21 protein-coding genes and 1 riboswitch are annotated in these 16,586 nt (G+C 35.4%); of the genes, 18 read left to right on the top strand and 3 right to left on the bottom strand.

Translation table 11 applies throughout. The annotated features are described in order from the left end of the window. Positions 1–8 precede the first annotated feature (8 nt). Complete coding sequence (locus tag HMPREF3029_RS01760) at positions 9–1,241, top strand: Fic family protein (RefSeq protein ID WP_070622497.1); 1,233 nt, start codon at positions 9–11, stop codon at positions 1,239–1,241. Positions 1,242–1,397: 156 nt separating this feature from the next. Here HMPREF3029_RS01760 and HMPREF3029_RS01765 read toward each other — a convergent pair whose 3' ends face one another. Beyond that, positions 1,398–1,952, bottom strand: coding sequence for a GNAT family N-acetyltransferase (locus HMPREF3029_RS01765; RefSeq protein ID WP_070622496.1), 555 nt, complete (start codon positions 1,950–1,952; stop codon positions 1,398–1,400). A 317-nt stretch (positions 1,953–2,269) separates the two neighbouring features. Here HMPREF3029_RS01765 and HMPREF3029_RS01770 point away from each other — a divergent pair, with 317 nt between their 5' ends. Further along, a complete protein-coding gene (locus HMPREF3029_RS01770) occupies positions 2,270–3,040 on the top strand; it encodes a VOC family protein (RefSeq protein ID WP_070622495.1) in 771 nt (256 codons plus the stop codon). A gap of 140 nt (positions 3,041–3,180) precedes the next feature. On the opposite strand, the gene HMPREF3029_RS01775 is transcribed toward HMPREF3029_RS01770, so the two are convergent. Beyond that, positions 3,181–4,197, bottom strand: a complete 1,017-nt coding sequence (locus tag HMPREF3029_RS01775; protein WP_070622494.1) for an NAD(P)/FAD-dependent oxidoreductase — start codon at positions 4,195–4,197, stop codon at positions 3,181–3,183. A gap of 91 nt (positions 4,198–4,288) precedes the next feature. Here HMPREF3029_RS01775 and HMPREF3029_RS01780 point away from each other — a divergent pair, with 91 nt between their 5' ends. From HMPREF3029_RS01780 to HMPREF3029_RS01815, 8 genes are all read left to right on the top strand, one after another. Next, complete coding sequence (locus HMPREF3029_RS01780) at positions 4,289–5,209, top strand: ABC transporter substrate-binding protein (protein WP_070622493.1); 921 nt, start codon at positions 4,289–4,291, stop codon at positions 5,207–5,209. A 19-nt stretch (positions 5,210–5,228) separates the two neighbouring features. Beyond that, a complete protein-coding gene (locus HMPREF3029_RS01785; RefSeq protein WP_070622492.1) occupies positions 5,229–6,038 on the top strand; it encodes an ABC transporter ATP-binding protein in 810 nt (269 codons plus the stop codon). Then, entirely contained in the window at positions 6,031–7,002 is a 972-nt protein-coding gene (locus HMPREF3029_RS01790; protein WP_070622491.1) for a FecCD family ABC transporter permease, read from the top strand. The genes HMPREF3029_RS01785 and HMPREF3029_RS01790 overlap by 8 nt, the downstream gene beginning before the upstream one ends. After that, positions 6,995–7,990 (top strand): FecCD family ABC transporter permease, encoded by a 996-nt coding sequence (locus HMPREF3029_RS01795; protein WP_070622490.1) that lies wholly within the window; start codon positions 6,995–6,997, stop codon positions 7,988–7,990. Before HMPREF3029_RS01790 ends, HMPREF3029_RS01795 begins: the two co-directional genes overlap by 8 nt. Positions 7,991–8,891: 901 nt before the next feature. After that, positions 8,892–9,479, top strand: coding sequence for a hypothetical protein (locus tag HMPREF3029_RS01800; protein WP_144265387.1), 588 nt, complete (start codon positions 8,892–8,894; stop codon positions 9,477–9,479). A gap of 14 nt (positions 9,480–9,493) precedes the next feature. Then, positions 9,494–9,787 (top strand): hypothetical protein, encoded by a 294-nt coding sequence (locus HMPREF3029_RS01805; RefSeq protein ID WP_070622488.1) that lies wholly within the window; start codon positions 9,494–9,496, stop codon positions 9,785–9,787. Beyond that, the gene (locus tag HMPREF3029_RS01810) at positions 9,787–10,206 is read left to right on the top strand and encodes a protein-export chaperone SecB (RefSeq protein WP_070622487.1); all 420 of its coding nucleotides are present in this window, start codon (positions 9,787–9,789) and stop codon (positions 10,204–10,206) included. Before HMPREF3029_RS01805 ends, HMPREF3029_RS01810 begins: the two co-directional genes overlap by 1 nt. A 245-nt stretch (positions 10,207–10,451) precedes the next feature. Continuing rightward, positions 10,452–10,652 (top strand): cold-shock protein, encoded by a 201-nt coding sequence (locus HMPREF3029_RS01815; protein WP_068130854.1) that lies wholly within the window; start codon positions 10,452–10,454, stop codon positions 10,650–10,652. Positions 10,653–10,715: 63 nt separating this feature from the next. Here the strand turns inward: HMPREF3029_RS01815 and HMPREF3029_RS01820 are convergent, their stop codons facing one another. Further along, positions 10,716–11,258, bottom strand: a complete 543-nt coding sequence (locus tag HMPREF3029_RS01820; protein ID WP_070622486.1) for a hypothetical protein — start codon at positions 11,256–11,258, stop codon at positions 10,716–10,718. A 73-nt stretch (positions 11,259–11,331) separates the two neighbouring features. Between HMPREF3029_RS01820 and aroD the strand changes: the two genes are divergently transcribed. The 8 genes from aroD to HMPREF3029_RS01860 all read left to right on the top strand — a co-directional run bounded on the left by aroD (position 11,332) and on the right by HMPREF3029_RS01860 (position 16,457). Next, positions 11,332–12,018 (top strand): type I 3-dehydroquinate dehydratase, encoded by a 687-nt coding sequence (gene aroD / locus HMPREF3029_RS01825; RefSeq protein ID WP_070622485.1) that lies wholly within the window; start codon positions 11,332–11,334, stop codon positions 12,016–12,018. Beyond that, positions 12,011–12,370 carry a Spx/MgsR family RNA polymerase-binding regulatory protein gene (locus HMPREF3029_RS01830; RefSeq protein WP_070709424.1) on the top strand — a complete coding sequence of 120 codons (360 nt, stop codon included), beginning with the start codon at positions 12,011–12,013 and terminating at the stop codon, positions 12,368–12,370. Before aroD ends, HMPREF3029_RS01830 begins: the two co-directional genes overlap by 8 nt. A gap of 80 nt (positions 12,371–12,450) precedes the next feature. Continuing rightward, positions 12,451–12,831, top strand: a complete 381-nt coding sequence (gene gcvH, locus HMPREF3029_RS01835; RefSeq protein ID WP_070622483.1) for a glycine cleavage system protein GcvH — start codon at positions 12,451–12,453, stop codon at positions 12,829–12,831. A 56-nt stretch (positions 12,832–12,887) separates the two neighbouring features. After that, positions 12,888–13,211, top strand: coding sequence for a thioredoxin family protein (locus HMPREF3029_RS01840; RefSeq protein ID WP_070622482.1), 324 nt, complete (start codon positions 12,888–12,890; stop codon positions 13,209–13,211). Positions 13,212–13,236: 25 nt separating this feature from the next. Continuing rightward, positions 13,237–13,342: riboswitch (SAM riboswitch) on the top strand. Between the two features lie 98 nt (positions 13,343–13,440). Continuing rightward, a complete protein-coding gene (locus tag HMPREF3029_RS01845; protein ID WP_070622481.1) occupies positions 13,441–14,460 on the top strand; it encodes a methionine ABC transporter ATP-binding protein in 1,020 nt (339 codons plus the stop codon). Continuing rightward, on the top strand, positions 14,457–15,137 hold the full coding sequence (locus tag HMPREF3029_RS01850) for a methionine ABC transporter permease (RefSeq protein ID WP_068130835.1): 681 nt from the start codon (positions 14,457–14,459) through the stop codon (positions 15,135–15,137). The genes HMPREF3029_RS01845 and HMPREF3029_RS01850 overlap by 4 nt, the downstream gene beginning before the upstream one ends. Before the next feature lie 14 nt (positions 15,138–15,151). Beyond that, positions 15,152–15,955, top strand: a complete 804-nt coding sequence (locus HMPREF3029_RS01855) for a MetQ/NlpA family ABC transporter substrate-binding protein (protein ID WP_070622480.1) — start codon at positions 15,152–15,154, stop codon at positions 15,953–15,955. 139 nt (positions 15,956–16,094) lie between these two features. After that, on the top strand, positions 16,095–16,457 hold the full coding sequence (locus tag HMPREF3029_RS01860) for a DUF4870 domain-containing protein (RefSeq protein WP_070622479.1): 363 nt from the start codon (positions 16,095–16,097) through the stop codon (positions 16,455–16,457). The last annotated feature ends 129 nt before the right edge of the window (positions 16,458–16,586 follow it).

Consider the following 16,586-nt stretch of genomic DNA (forward strand, 5'->3'; position numbering starts at 1 on the left):
TGAAGAAAATGAGCAAATATTATCCACTAAACAAAGTGTTTCATATGAACAGTGAAAATCACGAAGTAGAGTACCAAAATAGATTAAATCAATTAAGTGCCTATCTCACAGAAATAGAAATAAAGCCGATTAGAAATGGGAATTTTTACAATGAATCTTTTCCTTTGTTTTTAGTAAACACACACAAGTTAGCAGCTTTAAATGAAGCAATCATTGAAAATAGTCGTACAATTACTCTTCTGAAAAATCGATTGCCGAGCGCATCACAACAAAGTTTCTATACCAATCTACTTATTAATGAAATACAAAGTACAAACGAAGTAGAAAATGTTAGAAGTACAAAAAAAGAAATATCTGAGGTGTTAGAAGATATTAAAAACAGTGATTTAAAGAAAGGTAGTATCACAAAAAAGAGATTGTTTGGTCTTGTAAAACTGTATTATTTTATTGAGAAAGAGTCAGAAATCACTAAGATTGAAGATATTCGTTCAATCTATGATGAACTAGTTTCATCTGAAATTTCAAAAGGGGATAGACTAGATGGTGAGCTTTTTAGAAAAGGTTCTGTAAGTGTTTATAGTGGGGGTAAAGAAATTCACAGAGGTGTTAAGTCAGAATCAAAAATCATTTCTATGTTAGGACAGATGATTAGTTTCATTAGAAATGATGATATGCCTTATCTATACAAATTAATGCTCTCGCATTATATATTTGAATATATTCATCCATTCTATGATGGTAATGGAAGAATGGGGCGTTATATTGTATGTAAGTTTTTGTCTAAAAAATTAGATGTTTATTCTGCAGTGACATTCTCAACTATTATAAATAACCATAAGAGTAAGTACTATAAGGCTTTTACAGAAACATCTCATCCATTGAACAAGGCAGAGGCAACTTTTTTTGTACAAGCTATGCTAGAAATGATCGTTGAAGGACAAGAACACGTCATAGCTATACTTGAAAAAGATATAGACAAAATAAATAAGATAAGTAATAATTTAGATGCATTAGTAGAAAAAGAATTTGATCGTTCTGTTCTTTTTATAATGGCTCAAAGTGCTATTTTTCAAAACAAATCTAATAGAATTTCAGTAAATGAATTAGCATACGAACACGATTGCGAAAGAAGAAAAATCTTAAGTGCTTTAGATAGATTTAAAGATCAATTGGAAGTAGTAAAAAAGAGACCAACGATATATACATTAACTGATGAGTATCTTGATGAATTATTATCTTAAAGCTCTGTGTTTATAAGTGCTAGGTGATTTATCACCTAGCTGTTTTAAATTTCTTTAAAACAAAAGAGATAACAACTAACTGCCTAAAGCAATTGACATTATCTCTCTGTTTGATTTTATAATATTTTATTGAATTTGATTTTTTAAAGAAAAATCTTACTTTACATAAGTCATATGATAATACTCTTGCCCATACAATTCGAGGACCTCGTCTTTTTTAAACCCAAGCTTCAGATAAAGGCCTAAAGCCTTCTCATTCTCTACCTCACAAATGAGTCCAAAAGGACGTGCTTCTTCACTATCTAGTAAATACTTCAATAACTTAGTCGCGATACCTTGTCCGCGGTACTCACTAAACGTTGCCACGCTATCTATGTACATTTCATTGTCACGTGCTTCTCTCAATTCAAGTGGTGGACTATATGGATGAAATTTCTTGTCCAGTCCAAGTTTCTCCCACACGTGTTTAAATTCGTGTTCGGTATGGCCGGGATAGCTCAGAACGAATCCTGCAACATCTCCATCTACCTCATACACGTGAATGGTTCTTTCTGAGTTTCGAAATTCTTCGTCACTGAGACACATTTCAAACGCTTCGAGTACAGTTTTTTTATCAAATTTCTCAATTATTTCGAGATCCATACCTTCCCAAATGATATAAACAAGTTCAGCGACTTTTCTGTTATCTTTTTGTTCCTTTTTACGGATCACAAAAACCTCTCCTTTTTCTTATATTTCTATCGTAACAAAACCAGTGGCTTTTCGGGAATCATAAAAACTCCTACATAATTTCTATAGAAGGATGTGTATAATAATTTCTGCCTTCCGGAGGTTGGAATCTTTTCTTTACTTTTAAATACACGCATGTTTCCACCCGAAATTTCATTTATCTATCGTAAAAATAAAATGTGGCATTGTAATTCAAACTCAGTTTTATCAGGGCTTTTTTGTTTTGAGCAAATCGTTAATAGAACGATGTTGGATGATGGTAGAATACGGAAATCATATTAAGAAGGATAGGTATTAAAATGAACTTCCATAAGGACAATGCTCAAGTAACAAATATCACATTAAACATTCGAGATTTAAGTAAAATGAAAGAGTTTTATATAAATATTTTAGGCATGAAATTAATTGAAGAAAGTGAAGTAGGTTTCGTTGCTGGTTTTGAAAGTAGTACGCACACATTCACTTTTGAAGTTTTAGAGAATGGTAGAGTGGCTTCACCAAACGAAGCGGGATTATTCCATATCGCAATTTTACTACCAACCCGAAGTGATCTCGGTCGTTTTATTAAATACATGTTTGATAGACAGATTCCCCTATCAGGTGGAGATCACTTAGTGAGTGAAGCGACGTATCTTGTTGACCCAGAAGGAAACGGTATTGAAGTATATGTGGATAGAGATCCTGATACATGGTCTTGGTCTAAAGGACAAGTGGTAATGGATACTCTAGCTTTAGATTTTGATGGTATTATTGAATCAAGTCGTAATAAAGAGTGGTCAGGTATGCCAGAAGGTACAATTATTGGGCACTTGCACTTGAAAGGTGGCGTGGTGATTGATCCAGAATTCTATGGTAACTACGGATTTGAAATCGCGACTAAAGTCATGAGCGCATATTTCTTAGGCTCAAATAAATATCACCACCACATTGCAGTGAACAACTGGCATAGTAATAAAGCAAGAATCGATTCAATGAACACATACGGCTTAAAAGCATTTAACATTTTAGTGCCAGACGCTGCGAGCGAAACAGTAGAAACACCAGAAGGTATTAAAATGGTCGTAAACTAATAATCATGTGTTTATCGTTTGAAATAACAAAATAGCTCCCCCGTCAAGTCACAATGAAAAAACAAGGAATGTCTCTTTTATGAGGCATTCCTTGTTTATTTTCGTTCAAAATTTAAAATAATTTATATTAATTATTTATATTATTCTAAATTCTGTCTTACTTCTTTATTTAATTCATCAAATTTTTCATTGTGGCTGGATACGATAGCTCCGTCTAATTCTTCTTTATCGATATAATGCTTCGCGAAATTTACTGCTTCACTTGCTTCCGGATATCCCGTCGCGATTAGATGTACGCGGTTGTCGTAGTGGACTTGGTCACCGATTGCATATAGTCCATCCACACCTGTTTTTACTCTTTCCTCGGTTAAAATTTGATTATATTCGTTCATTTTTACGTCACCTTTTAATGATTCTAATAATGCGCTATCTGATTTGTATCCGTGATTCACAAATACGATATCGACATCAATTTCTTCACCACCTGATAAAACAACGCGTTCGATCATAGTGCCATCTTTGTTTGAACGGAGTTCTTCAATCGTACGTTGCTTAATAATATGGACATCTTTCTTCTCTAACTCTTTAATTGTCGCTTCGTATCCTTTAAGTTCATCTTTTCTACACACGAGTGTGACGTCTGCAATACCATCTGCAAGATGTGCGGCCCAGTCGAGTGCGGAGTTTCCACCACCGGAGATTAACACATGCTTATCTTTATAGTGTTTGGTTTCTTCTATGTAGTAGTGAAGATTATCATACTCAAAGTCTTCTGCACCTGGTAAATTAAGCTTTACCGGACTAAAGACACCGACTCCAGTCGCTAAAATTACCGTATTCGCGTAATGTGTGCCCTTTGTCGTCTCTACTTTAAACACATCTCTTTCTTTATTTACACTGATTACCGATTCATTCAAATGAACAGTCGGGTCAAATGTAAGTCCTTGCTTCACCATGGATTCGCGAATATTTGCTGCAGTATTTGCTTCAACTCCGCCGATATCCCACACGATCTTATCTAAATAAAATTTCAGCTTTCCGCCAAGTCGGTCCTGATGTTCTATAATTGTTACGTCTAATCCTCGTAGCCCTGCATAAAATGCTGCGAATAGTCCCGATGGACCCCCACCTACAATCAGACAATCCGTATTGTTCATATTTTTGCCTCATTTCTATTGTACATTTACCATTGCTCATATTATAATCTAATTGAGAATTATTATCAATTAGATAAAAAGGAGAAATTTAATGAAGCGTATTTTATTTTTATTCAGTTTAATTTTTGTCGTACTACTTGCGGCATGTTCTGGTGAGGACAACACAGACGAAGCAGTGAAGGAAGAAACACCTGAAACTGTAAAATATACTACTGACGATGGTGAGGAAATCGATATACCAAAAGATCCAAAGCGTATTGTTGTGATGGGTTTTGGTTACTTCGGTAACTTAAAACAGCTTGATGCAAATATCGTTGGTGTACACAATTTAGTTCAAGATTCAGAAGTTCTGAGTAAAGAAGTTGGAGATATTGAATTAATCGAAGAAGGAAATATTGAACAAGTCTTAAATTTAGATCCTGATTTAATTATCACTTATAGCACAGATGAGAATATTAAGGAATTAAAAGAAGTAGCCCCTACAATTGGGCTTGATTATGTAAAGTGGAATTATTTAGATGTTCATAAAGAACTTGGCAAGATTGTAGGTAAAGAAGACCAAGCAAACAAGTGGGTCGAAGATTTCGAAGCAAAACTTGCTGAAAATAAAAAGACAGTACAAGACAAACTTGGCACAGACACAAGTGTTTCTGTTGCAGAAGCTTTTTCTAAAGATATTTATGTCTATGGTACAAACTGGGGTCGTGGAACAGAGATTCTTTACCAAGGGTTAGAAATGAAAGTGCCTGAAACAATCGAGAAAGATGTTGTAGAAACTAGTTGGAAAAAGATTTCAGCTGAAGAAGTTGCAAAGTATTCTGGAGATTTCATTTTTTTAGGTGATGGAGATCCAACAACAAACAAAGCAATCGAATCGACAAGTGTATGGAAAAACTTAGACGCAGTTAAAAATGACCGTGTAGTTGAGTTTGATTCAAGTACATTCTTGTTCAACGACCCACTGTCACTCGAATATCAGCTTGAATTTATTGTAGATCAATTAACGAAATAAACATTTGGAAGTGGTTTTTGTGAGCAAGGTAGAACTAAAAAATATCGTATATGAAGTAGGGGACACGAGAATCCTAAAAGATATCAACATGGAAATCTTGAGCGGACAGGTGACGACAATTATCGGTCCAAACGGTTGCGGTAAATCTACGTTGCTTAAGTCTATCGTAAAACTTTTACCTTATAAAGGTGAAGTGTATATCGACGACATCAAAATCCGCGATTTAAAATCGAAGCAGATGGCGAAGATGGTCGGGATTTTATCTCAAAAAAATAGATTACAGTATGATGTACGCGTGATTGACCTGTTAACTTACAGTCGCTACGCACACTTAAAACGTTTTGAAGGATTAAAACAAAGAGACATTGACATGATTGACTGGGCGTTAAAAGAAACGGGCGCAATAGATTTTAAAAATCGAATGATGAGCGAACTGTCGGGAGGTCAACAACAGCGTGTATGGATTAGTTTCCTACTCGCACAAGGAACAAACACACTGTTACTTGATGAGCCGACGACATACCTAGACATTCACCATCAGCTTGAAACACTGAACATCGTGCATGAGTTAAACCGTAAGACGGGCCAGACCGTAGTCATGGTATTACATGATTTAAACCAAGCGATTCGCTATTCAGATCAAATCATTGTCATGCAAAAAGGTGAAATCGTGACATACGGTAAGCCAGAGGACGTACTGACGAACGACGTATTAAATAATGTATTTAACATTGATGGTCGAATCGAATTTGATGGGGTAACCGGCAGACCTTATCTCGCTGCTTATGACTTATTCTGTAACACAATAAAGGATATTCACAATGAATAGAACATATATTTTAGCGAGTGCTCTTTTTATAGGGGTGATCGCCTCATTCTTTTTAGCCATGATGATTGGAGTCGAACATTACACCTTTCAAACCGTTTTAAACAGTTTAATGCACCCATATGCCAATGATTCAGTGACACAAACATTGATGGAGATTCGCCTACCACGTATTTTAGTTGCTTTTCTCGTTGGCATGATGATCAGTGTTTCAGGATTAATTATGCAAACGGTGACGCATAATGATTTAAGTGAGCCGAGTATTTTAGGTGTTAATGCAGGAGCTAACCTTATGATTGTGCTCGTTGTTGTGCTTGTTCCGACAATTACGTTTGTTGGAATTATCATCAGTGGGTTTATCGGTGGCGCGTTAGTTGGTTTATTTATATTAATGATGACACGTTATAATTCACCGGTGAAACTCGTTTTAGCAGGTGCGGGGATTTCTTTACTACTACTCGCGTTAACGAATTTTATTGTCATCACAAATGGACTTGGACAGTTCGCGATGTTTTTTACGTCAGGTGGGGCAGCGGGTCAGACATTGTCGAATGTTTTAATGGTGACGCCCGTTGCGATTGTTTTAATCCTCATATTGATTTTGATGTCACGAGAATTAGATGTGCTACTATTATCCGATGACGTTGCGCATTCTATTGGACAGAATCAGCGCATCTATAAATTTGTGAGTTTGTTTATTGCGATTATGCTTGCAGCGATTTCAGTCGCACTCGTTGGAAATATTATTTTCTTAGGAATGCTTGTACCACATATTGTTAAGATGATTGTTGGGCACTTGCATAAAAAAGCACTTATTTTTACAGCAATTTTAGGTGGCGTATTCTTCGTTTTAGCAGATATGTTTGCAAGAATGTTTAACGAAATGCCAGTGAATGCTGTTATCGCAATGATTGGCCTCCCGTTCTTTATCTATATCATTAGAAGAAGGGGGCATACGTATGCGTAATAGTGTTAAGATTTTAATTCTTGTTATACTAATTTTTGTAACAATCGTACTCACCTTAACGACAGGTACGTTTAAGATGTCACTCATAGACATTTGGAACTTAATGACGGGGCAGGCAACTAGCAAAGTCGCACTTGTATTTTATAAATTTAGAATGCCGAGACTCATCATCACGCTCGTATGTGGTGCAGCGCTTGCGTTATCTGGGCTTATCTTACAAGTCGTTTCGAAAAATCCATTATCAGATCCAGGGATTATAGGTGTGAACGCAGGTAGTGGATTTGGAGTGGTATTATTTATTGCCTTCGTTGCTGGAAATAGTGGTGTGAACCATTTATACACACTACCACTAATGAGTTTCATTGGTGGATTACTTACAGTGCTACTCGTTTTCGCGTTATCGTTTGTTGGTGGTAAATTCTCAAGCAACACGTTTATTTTAATCGGAATTGCGACGGCACTCGGTGTCACAGGATTTGTGTATGTATTTACGTCGATGTTTGATAACACACAAATGGACATGTTAAACCGATTCTTTGCAGGGAATATTTGGGGAGACTCATGGGAATTTGTTATTGTGACGATTCCATATATTGTAATCATCATGATAATTACGCTGTTTAGAGTACGCGAGATGTCGATGATGTCACTTGATGACGATATGCTCACAACACTAGGTATGCATGTCACACGTGAGAAGATTATTTTAATTGTTTTAGCAGCACTACTATCGAGTATCAGTGTGAGTGTTGCGGGGTCGATTTCATTTATTGGACTCATTGCACCACACATTGCACGCATGATGTTTAAAATTGATATGAAAATTATATTTGTGGGAACTCTATTAATCGGTGCGTTTCTTTTAAGTTTTGCTGATTTTGTCGGTAAGACTATCGCTGAACCGCTCATCATTCCAGTTGGAATTGTCGTGTCACTCATCGGAGGACCATACTTCTTGTATTTACTATTCAGAGGAAAAACAATTTAAAGAAGAAAGTGGAGATGGTTCTACAAGTGAAAGCATCTCATTATACAAACTTTCGATTTCTGAATATACTTCTTTACATTCGTACAGATGTTCTGTAATTAAAGTAGTTATTAATGATTCAAATAAAATATGGTATTGTCGTTTCAAATATAATTTAATCATAGATTTTTGGTTTTGAGCAAATCATTAATAGTACGATGTTGAATGATGGTAGAATACGAGAATTATATTAAGAAGGATAGGTATTAAAATGGTCGTAAACTAAATAAACGATAAACGATATGTTTAACGTTTGAAATAAAGTGGCATTCGGAGAATAATATTTGGATTTATAGATTATTCTTTAAATAACAAGATAGCCGCTCTTTAGCAAGATTTACTAGAAGTCTTCCGTCTGCAGACTTCTAGAAGAACTTAATCAGACTAGCATGAATTGTGGAACGTTCTCTTCCGGCGTTCATGCGAAACATTAATTGAGAACTACACACGTAGAAAGAAGTGTAGCAAGATCCTTGGACGCGGGTTCAACTCCCGCCGTCTCCATATACAAACATTGTCATATCAATGTTTACCGTCATTCACGGGGCGTATACGGGCGTTTTCATTTTATTATGAAAACAAGTCCCGTATTTTTTGTGTGAATAGATTTATTAATTATCAACAGCAATTTAGAAAAATGTTGACAAATAAACTTGATGACTGAGATAAAAAGACTCGAATAATAATTCAATTTTTTTAGTATTGAAATTATAAAAACACTATAAGGAATAAAAGGGTGCTTACAATATAGAAAAACCCTCGCGTTTAGTCACATTAATTAAATCTAGAACTTATGTGTAAATGATTTTAATTGACTTACGTTTTTAGAATAAGCATAATTATAAATAGCAGTAAAACACAAATGAGTGATGTAATGATAATAGATGATTTTAAACTTTGGGGATGTCATGGGACAGACTCTACTAAAATTGAAAAATTGACACAGGCTCAACCTATGGAACCTAATAGAAAATTTTTACCTCCAGATTTAGGATTCGGTCTTTATCTATATGTTATGCGACGAGATGATGTTTTAGAACCATATAACAATGCTATTAATTACCTTAATAGATGGAAACCTGATTATAAGCAAAAGGTCGTCGTTAAAATTGAAGCCAATATTAACCCCGATAAAGTATTAAATCTAGATGAGTTTGAAAATCAAGTTATATTTAACGATTTTTATGAAGAAAACGAAAATAAAATTATCACAGAGTTACAACGATTATGTAAAAATAATACCTACCATCGTGGTAATTTTGATGGTTTAATAATCGAGATGATGATTAATGAATATAATATCAATGTTGATGCGATTGCATGTGAAACGTATACTCAGTTTAATCATATAAAAGATAGAAAAAGATCAAATATTCCTAACGGTAAAGAGATTTGTATTAGAAATTATAGTACCATTTCAAGGAAAATAATATGTTGCCCTATTAATTAATGGAGGTGCTAGCAATGGGTATTAATTTAAAGGATTATATAAACAGAGATAATATTAACTTGAGTGAAGAAAAAATTAGAAAACACTTAATAGATATTTTAAATCTTAGTGACAACGATTTTTTCATTTTAGATATAGATTTAGAACGTATCGATGTTTCTTCGAGAATTAAAGATATTACTAACTCCCAAATGCATGAAGAAGAACCAATAAACATTCCCTTTGATCAGATAACACCTAGAAAAACTTATGAGTTACGATTAGAGGGATCAATGTTTAACTATTATAATCAGGGATTGATAGCATAATGAAAGCTGAATTAAAATTTTCTGAATATGAGATTGAAGAGATAACTTATAAGATTAATGTACTCTCAGAAGTAGAGGTTATGGATGATGACGAGAACGCTCCCAGATTAATTTGTAATGTAATTCATTCAGAAGAAGATAACTCTAGATTTATCATTAAATTAGGGTTGGAATTAGGAGATTCAAATCTTTCAAAAAATAATATCTATTTGAAATGTATTGTCATTGGAGTTTTTGAGCAAAGCAAGTCTGCAGAATTAAATTTAGTACCAAATGCTGTATCTATACTTTTTCCATATCTTAGATCAATAATTTCTGATGTTACGTCTAAGGGGAATAGACGTCCAATTATTCTGCCACCTATTAATATTAATGAATTCTTAAATCGTGCGGAAAAAATGGATGAAACTATTGAATGATTGTTTAGAAGACTTTGCTTTTTTATAAAGTGTGCTTTTAAAATATGCTTAAACTGTTACAGTTAATTTTATTATTTTTCTTATAAAGCGCCTCCTAAAAATACTTCTTTACATTCGTACAGATGTTCTGTATAGTTAGGATATGGTAATAATTATTCAAATGAGATGTAGTGTTATTTAATAGATTCACTCGTAGAAGTTTGAATGTTTTACACATATTATATTTATTACGGGGGTATTCTATTATGAATAACGGTACAGTTAAATGGTTTAACGCAGAAAAAGGTTTTGGATTCATCGAGAGAGAAGACGGAGACGACGTATTCGTACACTTCTCAGGTATTGTTGGTGAAGGTTACAAAACTTTAGAAGAAGGACAAAACGTTGAGTTCGAAATCGTTGAAGGCGATCGTGGACCACAAGCAACAAACGTTGCTGTTCAATAATTTAAAATTTATATAGTAATATATAATAAAAGTCAGCAATCTTTGGATTGCTGACTTTTTTGTTTATAAATCTAATTCAGGGTATGCGTTAAACTCTTCGAAATCTCCTGCAGTATTTAATAGTGGTGCAAATTTCGCAGTAACGACTTCTGGCGTTCCGTTAAACGCGTAATAGACTTTTCCAGTAATTTCTTCACCAGGTGCGATTTCTTGTAATATCGAGCTGTCTAAATCATAGTACGTCGCTTCTTTATCATTCACTTGTACTGAGACGTCACGTCCTGCTGGGAAGTTTTTGTCTGTATTGTTTTTATAATACACTTCAAGCTCTAATACATATTCAAACGATTCAAAATGATCTTCGATTCTTTCATCTGTTAATTGACTCGATTTCACAGTGAAGTCGATGCCGTCGATTGTGACGATTTTCCCGATATCGTTACGCGTATCATTTTCAATTTCCTTTTCAGGCGATACTTTCACTTCTTTTACTTCAGTTTTTTCTGTCGTATCGTTGGTTGACTCTTTTGTAACATCATTTTCGTTATCTGTACTACAACCTGCAATAAATACGATTAGAACAGTGCTTAACAGTAATTTTTTCATAGTGTCTCCTATCGTTAAATGTTTAAAAATATGGTATCATTCTTTTAAATGAGAAACAAATGAGAGTGGTAGTATGACAGAGATTGTCGTCACGTTAAGTAGCCGTAATTTGACGGAACTTCAACAAGAGTTAGAGGACTTACATCACGCACGAGACGATTTCGATATTTTAGAATTTCGTGGCGATTATTTTGAAGACGATGAAGAAATCATCGACGCATTATATGGTTTAAGAGAGTTAAATAAGCGTATTTTATATACATATCGTACGGAAAATGAAGGTGGCTTTGGTAGCGATGACGCGTATGTGTCACATATTAAATACATTTCAACGCATGCACCGTTTGATATTTTAGATATTCAGTACAATAGTTATAGAGAGGCTGCGTTTATTTCACACGTCAAATCTCGTAGTATCGATGTACTGTTTAGTCATCATGATTTTCTAAAAACGCCAAATAAAAAAACAATACAGTCGATTATCGATGGAATGTATGAATCATTTGCGGACTATTGTAAAGTCGCGTATATGCCAACAAATAATGAAGACGTCGAATTACTCTTTGAATTGTTAAAACAAAATAAAGAAAAGTACGGAAATATGATTATTATCATCGCGATGGGGGAAAGGGGTAAAATAACACGCGTCGCAAAAGCACCGTACAATTCAGCGTTCACTTACGGATGTTTAAAGACGCCACAAGCACCCGGCCAAGTGGAAATAAAAATGCTAAGAGAGGTATATCAGCATAATGAATAAATATTACGAGTATAAAAAATGTTCAACATGTCGTAAAGGTAAAAAGTATATAGAAGATAAAGGAATCAATTTAGAAGTCATTGATATGGTAGAGGAACCACCATCAGAATACGAATTAAAAGACATCGTTAGTAAAGCAGATAATTACGAAATTGATGACTTTTTCAATAAGCGCGGCAAAGTATTTAAAGATCTCGGTTTAAAAGAAAAGTTAGATACGATGTCATTCGATGAAAAAATTAAATTATTATCGAGTGACGGTATGCTCATTAAGCGTCCGATGCTCGTTACAGAGAGTGCGGTCATATTAGGATTTAAGGAAGAAGAATACGACGCAGTTTTAAATAATTAATACTATATTTTAATTTGTTTATATTATAGTTATATGAGATAATACAATTATTAATTATTCATAACTAGGGGGTTTTTGTTTTGGCAACACCAAACAACTTAAAGTATTCAGAAGATCATGAGTGGGTAAAAGTTGACGGAGATACAGTAACTATTGGTATTACTGAGTTCGCACAGTCTGAATTAGGAGACATCGTTTTCGTTGAACTTCCTGAAGAAGGAGACGAAATCGCAAAAGGTGACGACTTCGGTTCAGTAGAATCTGTAAAAACAGTATCTGAATTATATGCACCGGTTTCTGGTGAAGTACTTGAAGTGAACGAGGAGCTTGAGGATAGCCCTGAGTTAGTAAACGAATCACCATACGAAGAAGCTTGGATGTTAAAAGTTAAGCTTAGAGACGCGTCAGAACTTGATGAGTTAATGGATGCAGCAGCTTACGACGAAATGACAGGACAATAATTTATGTAAGAACTCTAGACGATGTCTAGAGTTTTTTCTTTCAAAGGATTTAAAAAATGAAACAAAAAATTACAGAAGAAGAACTAACATCTATCATAAAACGAAGCGGCGTTGAAGTGATCTACGGGTATACGCCAATGTGTGCGACGTGTAAACTCGCAGAGTCGTTTTTAAATATCGCAACAAAAATCATAGACGTTAACGTCACAAAGATTGATTTAAACTATTACGAGGCTTTTATTCAGCAATATAAAATTCACAGCGTACCAGCGCTGTTAATCTTTAAAGGCGGTAAACTACAAGAAGAAGTGTACGCGTTTGAGTCGGTGACTAAAATTGTCGAAATATTTAAAAAGTACGTTGACAACGAAAATTCGTAGTGCTACAATAAATCAAACTTAATAATTCTTATCCAGAGTGGTGGAGGGAAGTGCCCAAGGAAGCCACGGCAACCGTCTAAATAGACAAGGTGCTAATTCACTGAATGATCAAGATCATTCGAAGATGAGAAAGCGAACGTTATTTATGCTTACTCATTTTTGAGTAAGCATTTTTTATTTTCTTCAAGTGAAAAAGAATTATTAAGCGGATATAACTGGAGGCAAAGCGATGATTGATATTAAAAATGTCACTAAAGTTTTTAAAGGGAAAAAGAAAACCGTCCATGCGGTAGATGATGTGTCGTTACATATCGAAAAAGGAGAAATTTTCGGTATTATCGGATACTCCGGGGCTGGAAAGTCTACGCTAATCCGAATGCTTAACGGTTTAGAAACACTTTCAAGTGGAGACGTTGTAATCGGTGGAGACACGATAAACACCCTTTCAAAAAAAGCATTACGTAAAAAGCGCCAAAAAGTGTCGATGATTTTCCAACATTTTAACTTGTTATGGTCCCGCACAGTCTATGAAAACATTCGCCTCCCCCTTGAAATCGCAGGTGTATCAAAGAGTGAAATGGACGCTCGTGTGACGGAGTTAATTCATCTTGTCGGTTTAGAAGGTAGAGAACATAACTATCCAAGTGAATTATCCGGCGGTCAAAAGCAGCGTGTCGGTATCGCAAGAGCACTTAGCAATCATCCGGAAGTTTTATTATGTGACGAAGCGACGAGTGCTTTAGACCCACAAACGACAGATGAAATACTCGATTTACTCGTAAAAATTCGCGAAGAGCTAGGGTTAACAATCGTCATGATCACACACGAGATGCAAGTGATTCGTAAAATTTGCGACCGTGCAGCCGTCATGGAAAATGGTAAAGTCATCGAAGTTGCACCGATTATCGAATTGTTCCAAAATCCAAAATCATCAGTTACAAAACGATTTGTACAAGATGATTTAGACGATGAAGACGTCGACGTTCAAATTAAAGCGATTAAAGAAAGTTTCCCAAATTCGACAGTATTAAAACTCGGATTTGTCGGTACGAAAGCAAACAGCCCAATCGTCTCTCAAGTGATTAAAACGTATGATTTAGACATGAACGTCTTATCAGGAAATATTAAACAAACAAACGACGAATCATACGGTCATCTATACGTTGCGACTGAAGTTCAAGGTGAGACGTTAACTAAAATTATTGAGCAGTTTGAACGTGAAAATGTGTCAGTGGAGGTCATCAAATGAACGATATAAAAGAAATGTTCCGATTTGAACACGTCAAAATCGATGCACTAATCGAAGCGACGATAGAAACGCTGACAATGACAGGAATCGCGACGCTATTTTCATTCGTCATAGGAATTATACTCGGTGTCATTTTATTTCAATCATCAAAAGGTAAGGCGATTGCCTCTAAACCAGTGTACGGTGCGACATCATTTGTCGTTAACCTATTTCGTGCCATTCCGTTTATCATTTTAATCATATTACTCATACCGTTCACAAAAGCAATTATGGGAACGATGATGGGAGTATGGGGAGCGATGCCCGCGTTAATAATCGGCTCGTCTCCGTTTTATGCGAGACTCGTTGAGATCGCGTTAAAAGAAGTCGACAAAGGCGTCATTGAAGCTGCTGAGTCGATGGGTGCAACGCAAACTGAAATTATTTGGAAAGTGTTACTCCCTGAATCACTTCCAGCACTCATTTCAGGGATTACAGTAACGGCGATTATGCTCGTCGGTTCAACTGCAGTGGCTGGTGTTATTGGAGCAGGAGGTCTTGGAAGTCTAGCATACATGGTCGGATTTACGAGAAATCAACCAGACGTGACACTCGTTGCGACAATCGTTGTTTTAATTATCGTTTTTATCATTCAAATTATAGGAGACACTGTATCAAAAGCAGTCGACAAAAGATAAGAGGAGACTTATTTATGAAAAGAATATTATTTGCATTTACATTATTACTAACAGTAGTACTCGCTGCATGTGGTGGCGGAAAAGAAGCAAACGAAAAATTAACAGTCGTTGCGACACCAGTACCACACGCTGAAATTTTAGAAGAAGCAAAACCATTATTAGAAGAAAAAGGAATCGATCTCGACATTAAAGTCGTGAACGACTACAACACACCAAACCAAATGTTAGACAGTGAAGATGCAGATGCAACATTCTTCGCACACATTCCATACTTTAACAACTTATTAAAAGAAGGATTCGACTTTGAAAACATTGGAGCTGTTCACTTAGAGCCTATCGGTGTATATTCTAACGATTATAAATCATTAGAAGAGTTACCAGACGGAGCAAAAATTATGCTTTCAAACAACGTGCCAGATGAAGGACGTATCCTTAAATTCTTCGTCGACCACGGTTTACTTACGTTAAAAGACGGTGTTGACCCAATCGAAGCAACAATCGACGATATCGAAGACAACCCACATAACTTCGTATTCGACAACAAAACAGCACCAGAAATCATGGTCAAAGCATACGAAAATAACGAAGGTGATGTGTTCTTTATCAACGCAAACTACGCGATTGACTCAGGATTATCACCAAAAGAAGATGCAATCGAACTTGAAGCGGCAGACTCAGACTACGTAAACGTTGTAATTGTAAGAAGCGCAGACAAAGATAACGAAAACTTAAAATCACTTGTAGAAGTATTACAAAGTGAAGAAATCAAAAAATTCATCGACGGAAATTATGACGGTGCAGTCATTCCAGCGGAATAATGAGAAGAGACACGGCTTTTTAAGTCGTGTTTTTTTGTGTGGAGAGACGAATTTTTTATCTTTTTATTAAAGAGTAAGTTTATATTTGTTCGATAGCTGGGTATATTTACATATCAAGAATTTACTGGAGGTAATCTAAATGGATGAATTTGAACGTAATTCAGAATACACATATGAAACACGCCCTGTGTTTGACGGACAAATCGTCATGCTATCGTACTTATCATTATTTGTATCAGCATTCATTGCGCCGTTAATTATATGGGCAGTTAAGAAAGACGACGATCCAGAAACGGGTGCTGCACTAGCTGACGTACTAAACTTCTCGATTTCGTATTCAATCTATTCATTTGTTTCTTCGATATTAATTGTAGTTCTCATCGGCTTTATTACGACACCTATTATATTAGTCATGGTTGTAGTATTCACGATTATTGGAGCGATTAAATCATCAAACGGTGAAAGATATCTTCCACCACTAACAATTCGATTCATTAAATAAGGGAAACGCATGTGCCTAAGCACGTGTGTTTTTTCGTGTGGAGTGTGAGTGAGCTGTGTCGGTGTCTACCGTATACGATAATTGATCTTTCGCCTGTTTTTCATCTTAATTAACAAAAAATTGTTGAAT

The sequence above is a fragment of the Nosocomiicoccus sp. HMSC059G07 genome (assembly GCF_001815515.1).
Taxonomy (GTDB): domain Bacteria; phylum Bacillota; class Bacilli; order Staphylococcales; family Salinicoccaceae; genus Nosocomiicoccus; species Nosocomiicoccus ampullae_A.

Bases quoted from the DNA above. Each gene is read 5' to 3' on its own strand.
- aroD (WP_070622485.1), top strand. From the start codon at position 11,332: ATGACAGAGATTGTCGTCACGTTAAGTAGCCGTAATTTGACGGAACTT.
- HMPREF3029_RS01850 (WP_068130835.1), top strand. From the start codon at position 14,457: ATGAACGATATAAAAGAAATGTTCCGATTTGAACACGTCAAAATCGAT.
- HMPREF3029_RS01800 (WP_144265387.1), top strand. From the start codon at position 8,892: ATGAGTGATGTAATGATAATAGATGATTTTAAACTTTGGGGATGTCAT.
- HMPREF3029_RS01775 (WP_070622494.1), bottom strand. From the start codon at position 4,197: ATGAACAATACGGATTGTCTGATTGTAGGTGGGGGTCCATCGGGACTA.
- HMPREF3029_RS01795 (WP_070622490.1), top strand. From the start codon at position 6,995: ATGCGTAATAGTGTTAAGATTTTAATTCTTGTTATACTAATTTTTGTA.
- HMPREF3029_RS01820 (WP_070622486.1), bottom strand. From the start codon at position 11,258: ATGAAAAAATTACTGTTAAGCACTGTTCTAATCGTATTTATTGCAGGT.
- HMPREF3029_RS01805 (WP_070622488.1), top strand. From the start codon at position 9,494: ATGGGTATTAATTTAAAGGATTATATAAACAGAGATAATATTAACTTG.
- HMPREF3029_RS01845 (WP_070622481.1), top strand. From the start codon at position 13,441: ATGATTGATATTAAAAATGTCACTAAAGTTTTTAAAGGGAAAAAGAAA.
- HMPREF3029_RS01855 (WP_070622480.1), top strand. From the start codon at position 15,152: ATGAAAAGAATATTATTTGCATTTACATTATTACTAACAGTAGTACTC.
- HMPREF3029_RS01860 (WP_070622479.1), top strand. From the start codon at position 16,095: ATGGATGAATTTGAACGTAATTCAGAATACACATATGAAACACGCCCT.
- HMPREF3029_RS01830 (WP_070709424.1), top strand. From the start codon at position 12,011: ATGAATAAATATTACGAGTATAAAAAATGTTCAACATGTCGTAAAGGT.
- HMPREF3029_RS01760 (WP_070622497.1), top strand. From the start codon at position 9: ATGAGCAAATATTATCCACTAAACAAAGTGTTTCATATGAACAGTGAA.
- HMPREF3029_RS01810 (WP_070622487.1), top strand. From the start codon at position 9,787: ATGAAAGCTGAATTAAAATTTTCTGAATATGAGATTGAAGAGATAACT.
- HMPREF3029_RS01790 (WP_070622491.1), top strand. From the start codon at position 6,031: ATGAATAGAACATATATTTTAGCGAGTGCTCTTTTTATAGGGGTGATC.
- HMPREF3029_RS01840 (WP_070622482.1), top strand. From the start codon at position 12,888: ATGAAACAAAAAATTACAGAAGAAGAACTAACATCTATCATAAAACGA.
- HMPREF3029_RS01780 (WP_070622493.1), top strand. From the start codon at position 4,289: ATGAAGCGTATTTTATTTTTATTCAGTTTAATTTTTGTCGTACTACTT.
- HMPREF3029_RS01815 (WP_068130854.1), top strand. From the start codon at position 10,452: ATGAATAACGGTACAGTTAAATGGTTTAACGCAGAAAAAGGTTTTGGA.
- HMPREF3029_RS01770 (WP_070622495.1), top strand. From the start codon at position 2,270: ATGAACTTCCATAAGGACAATGCTCAAGTAACAAATATCACATTAAAC.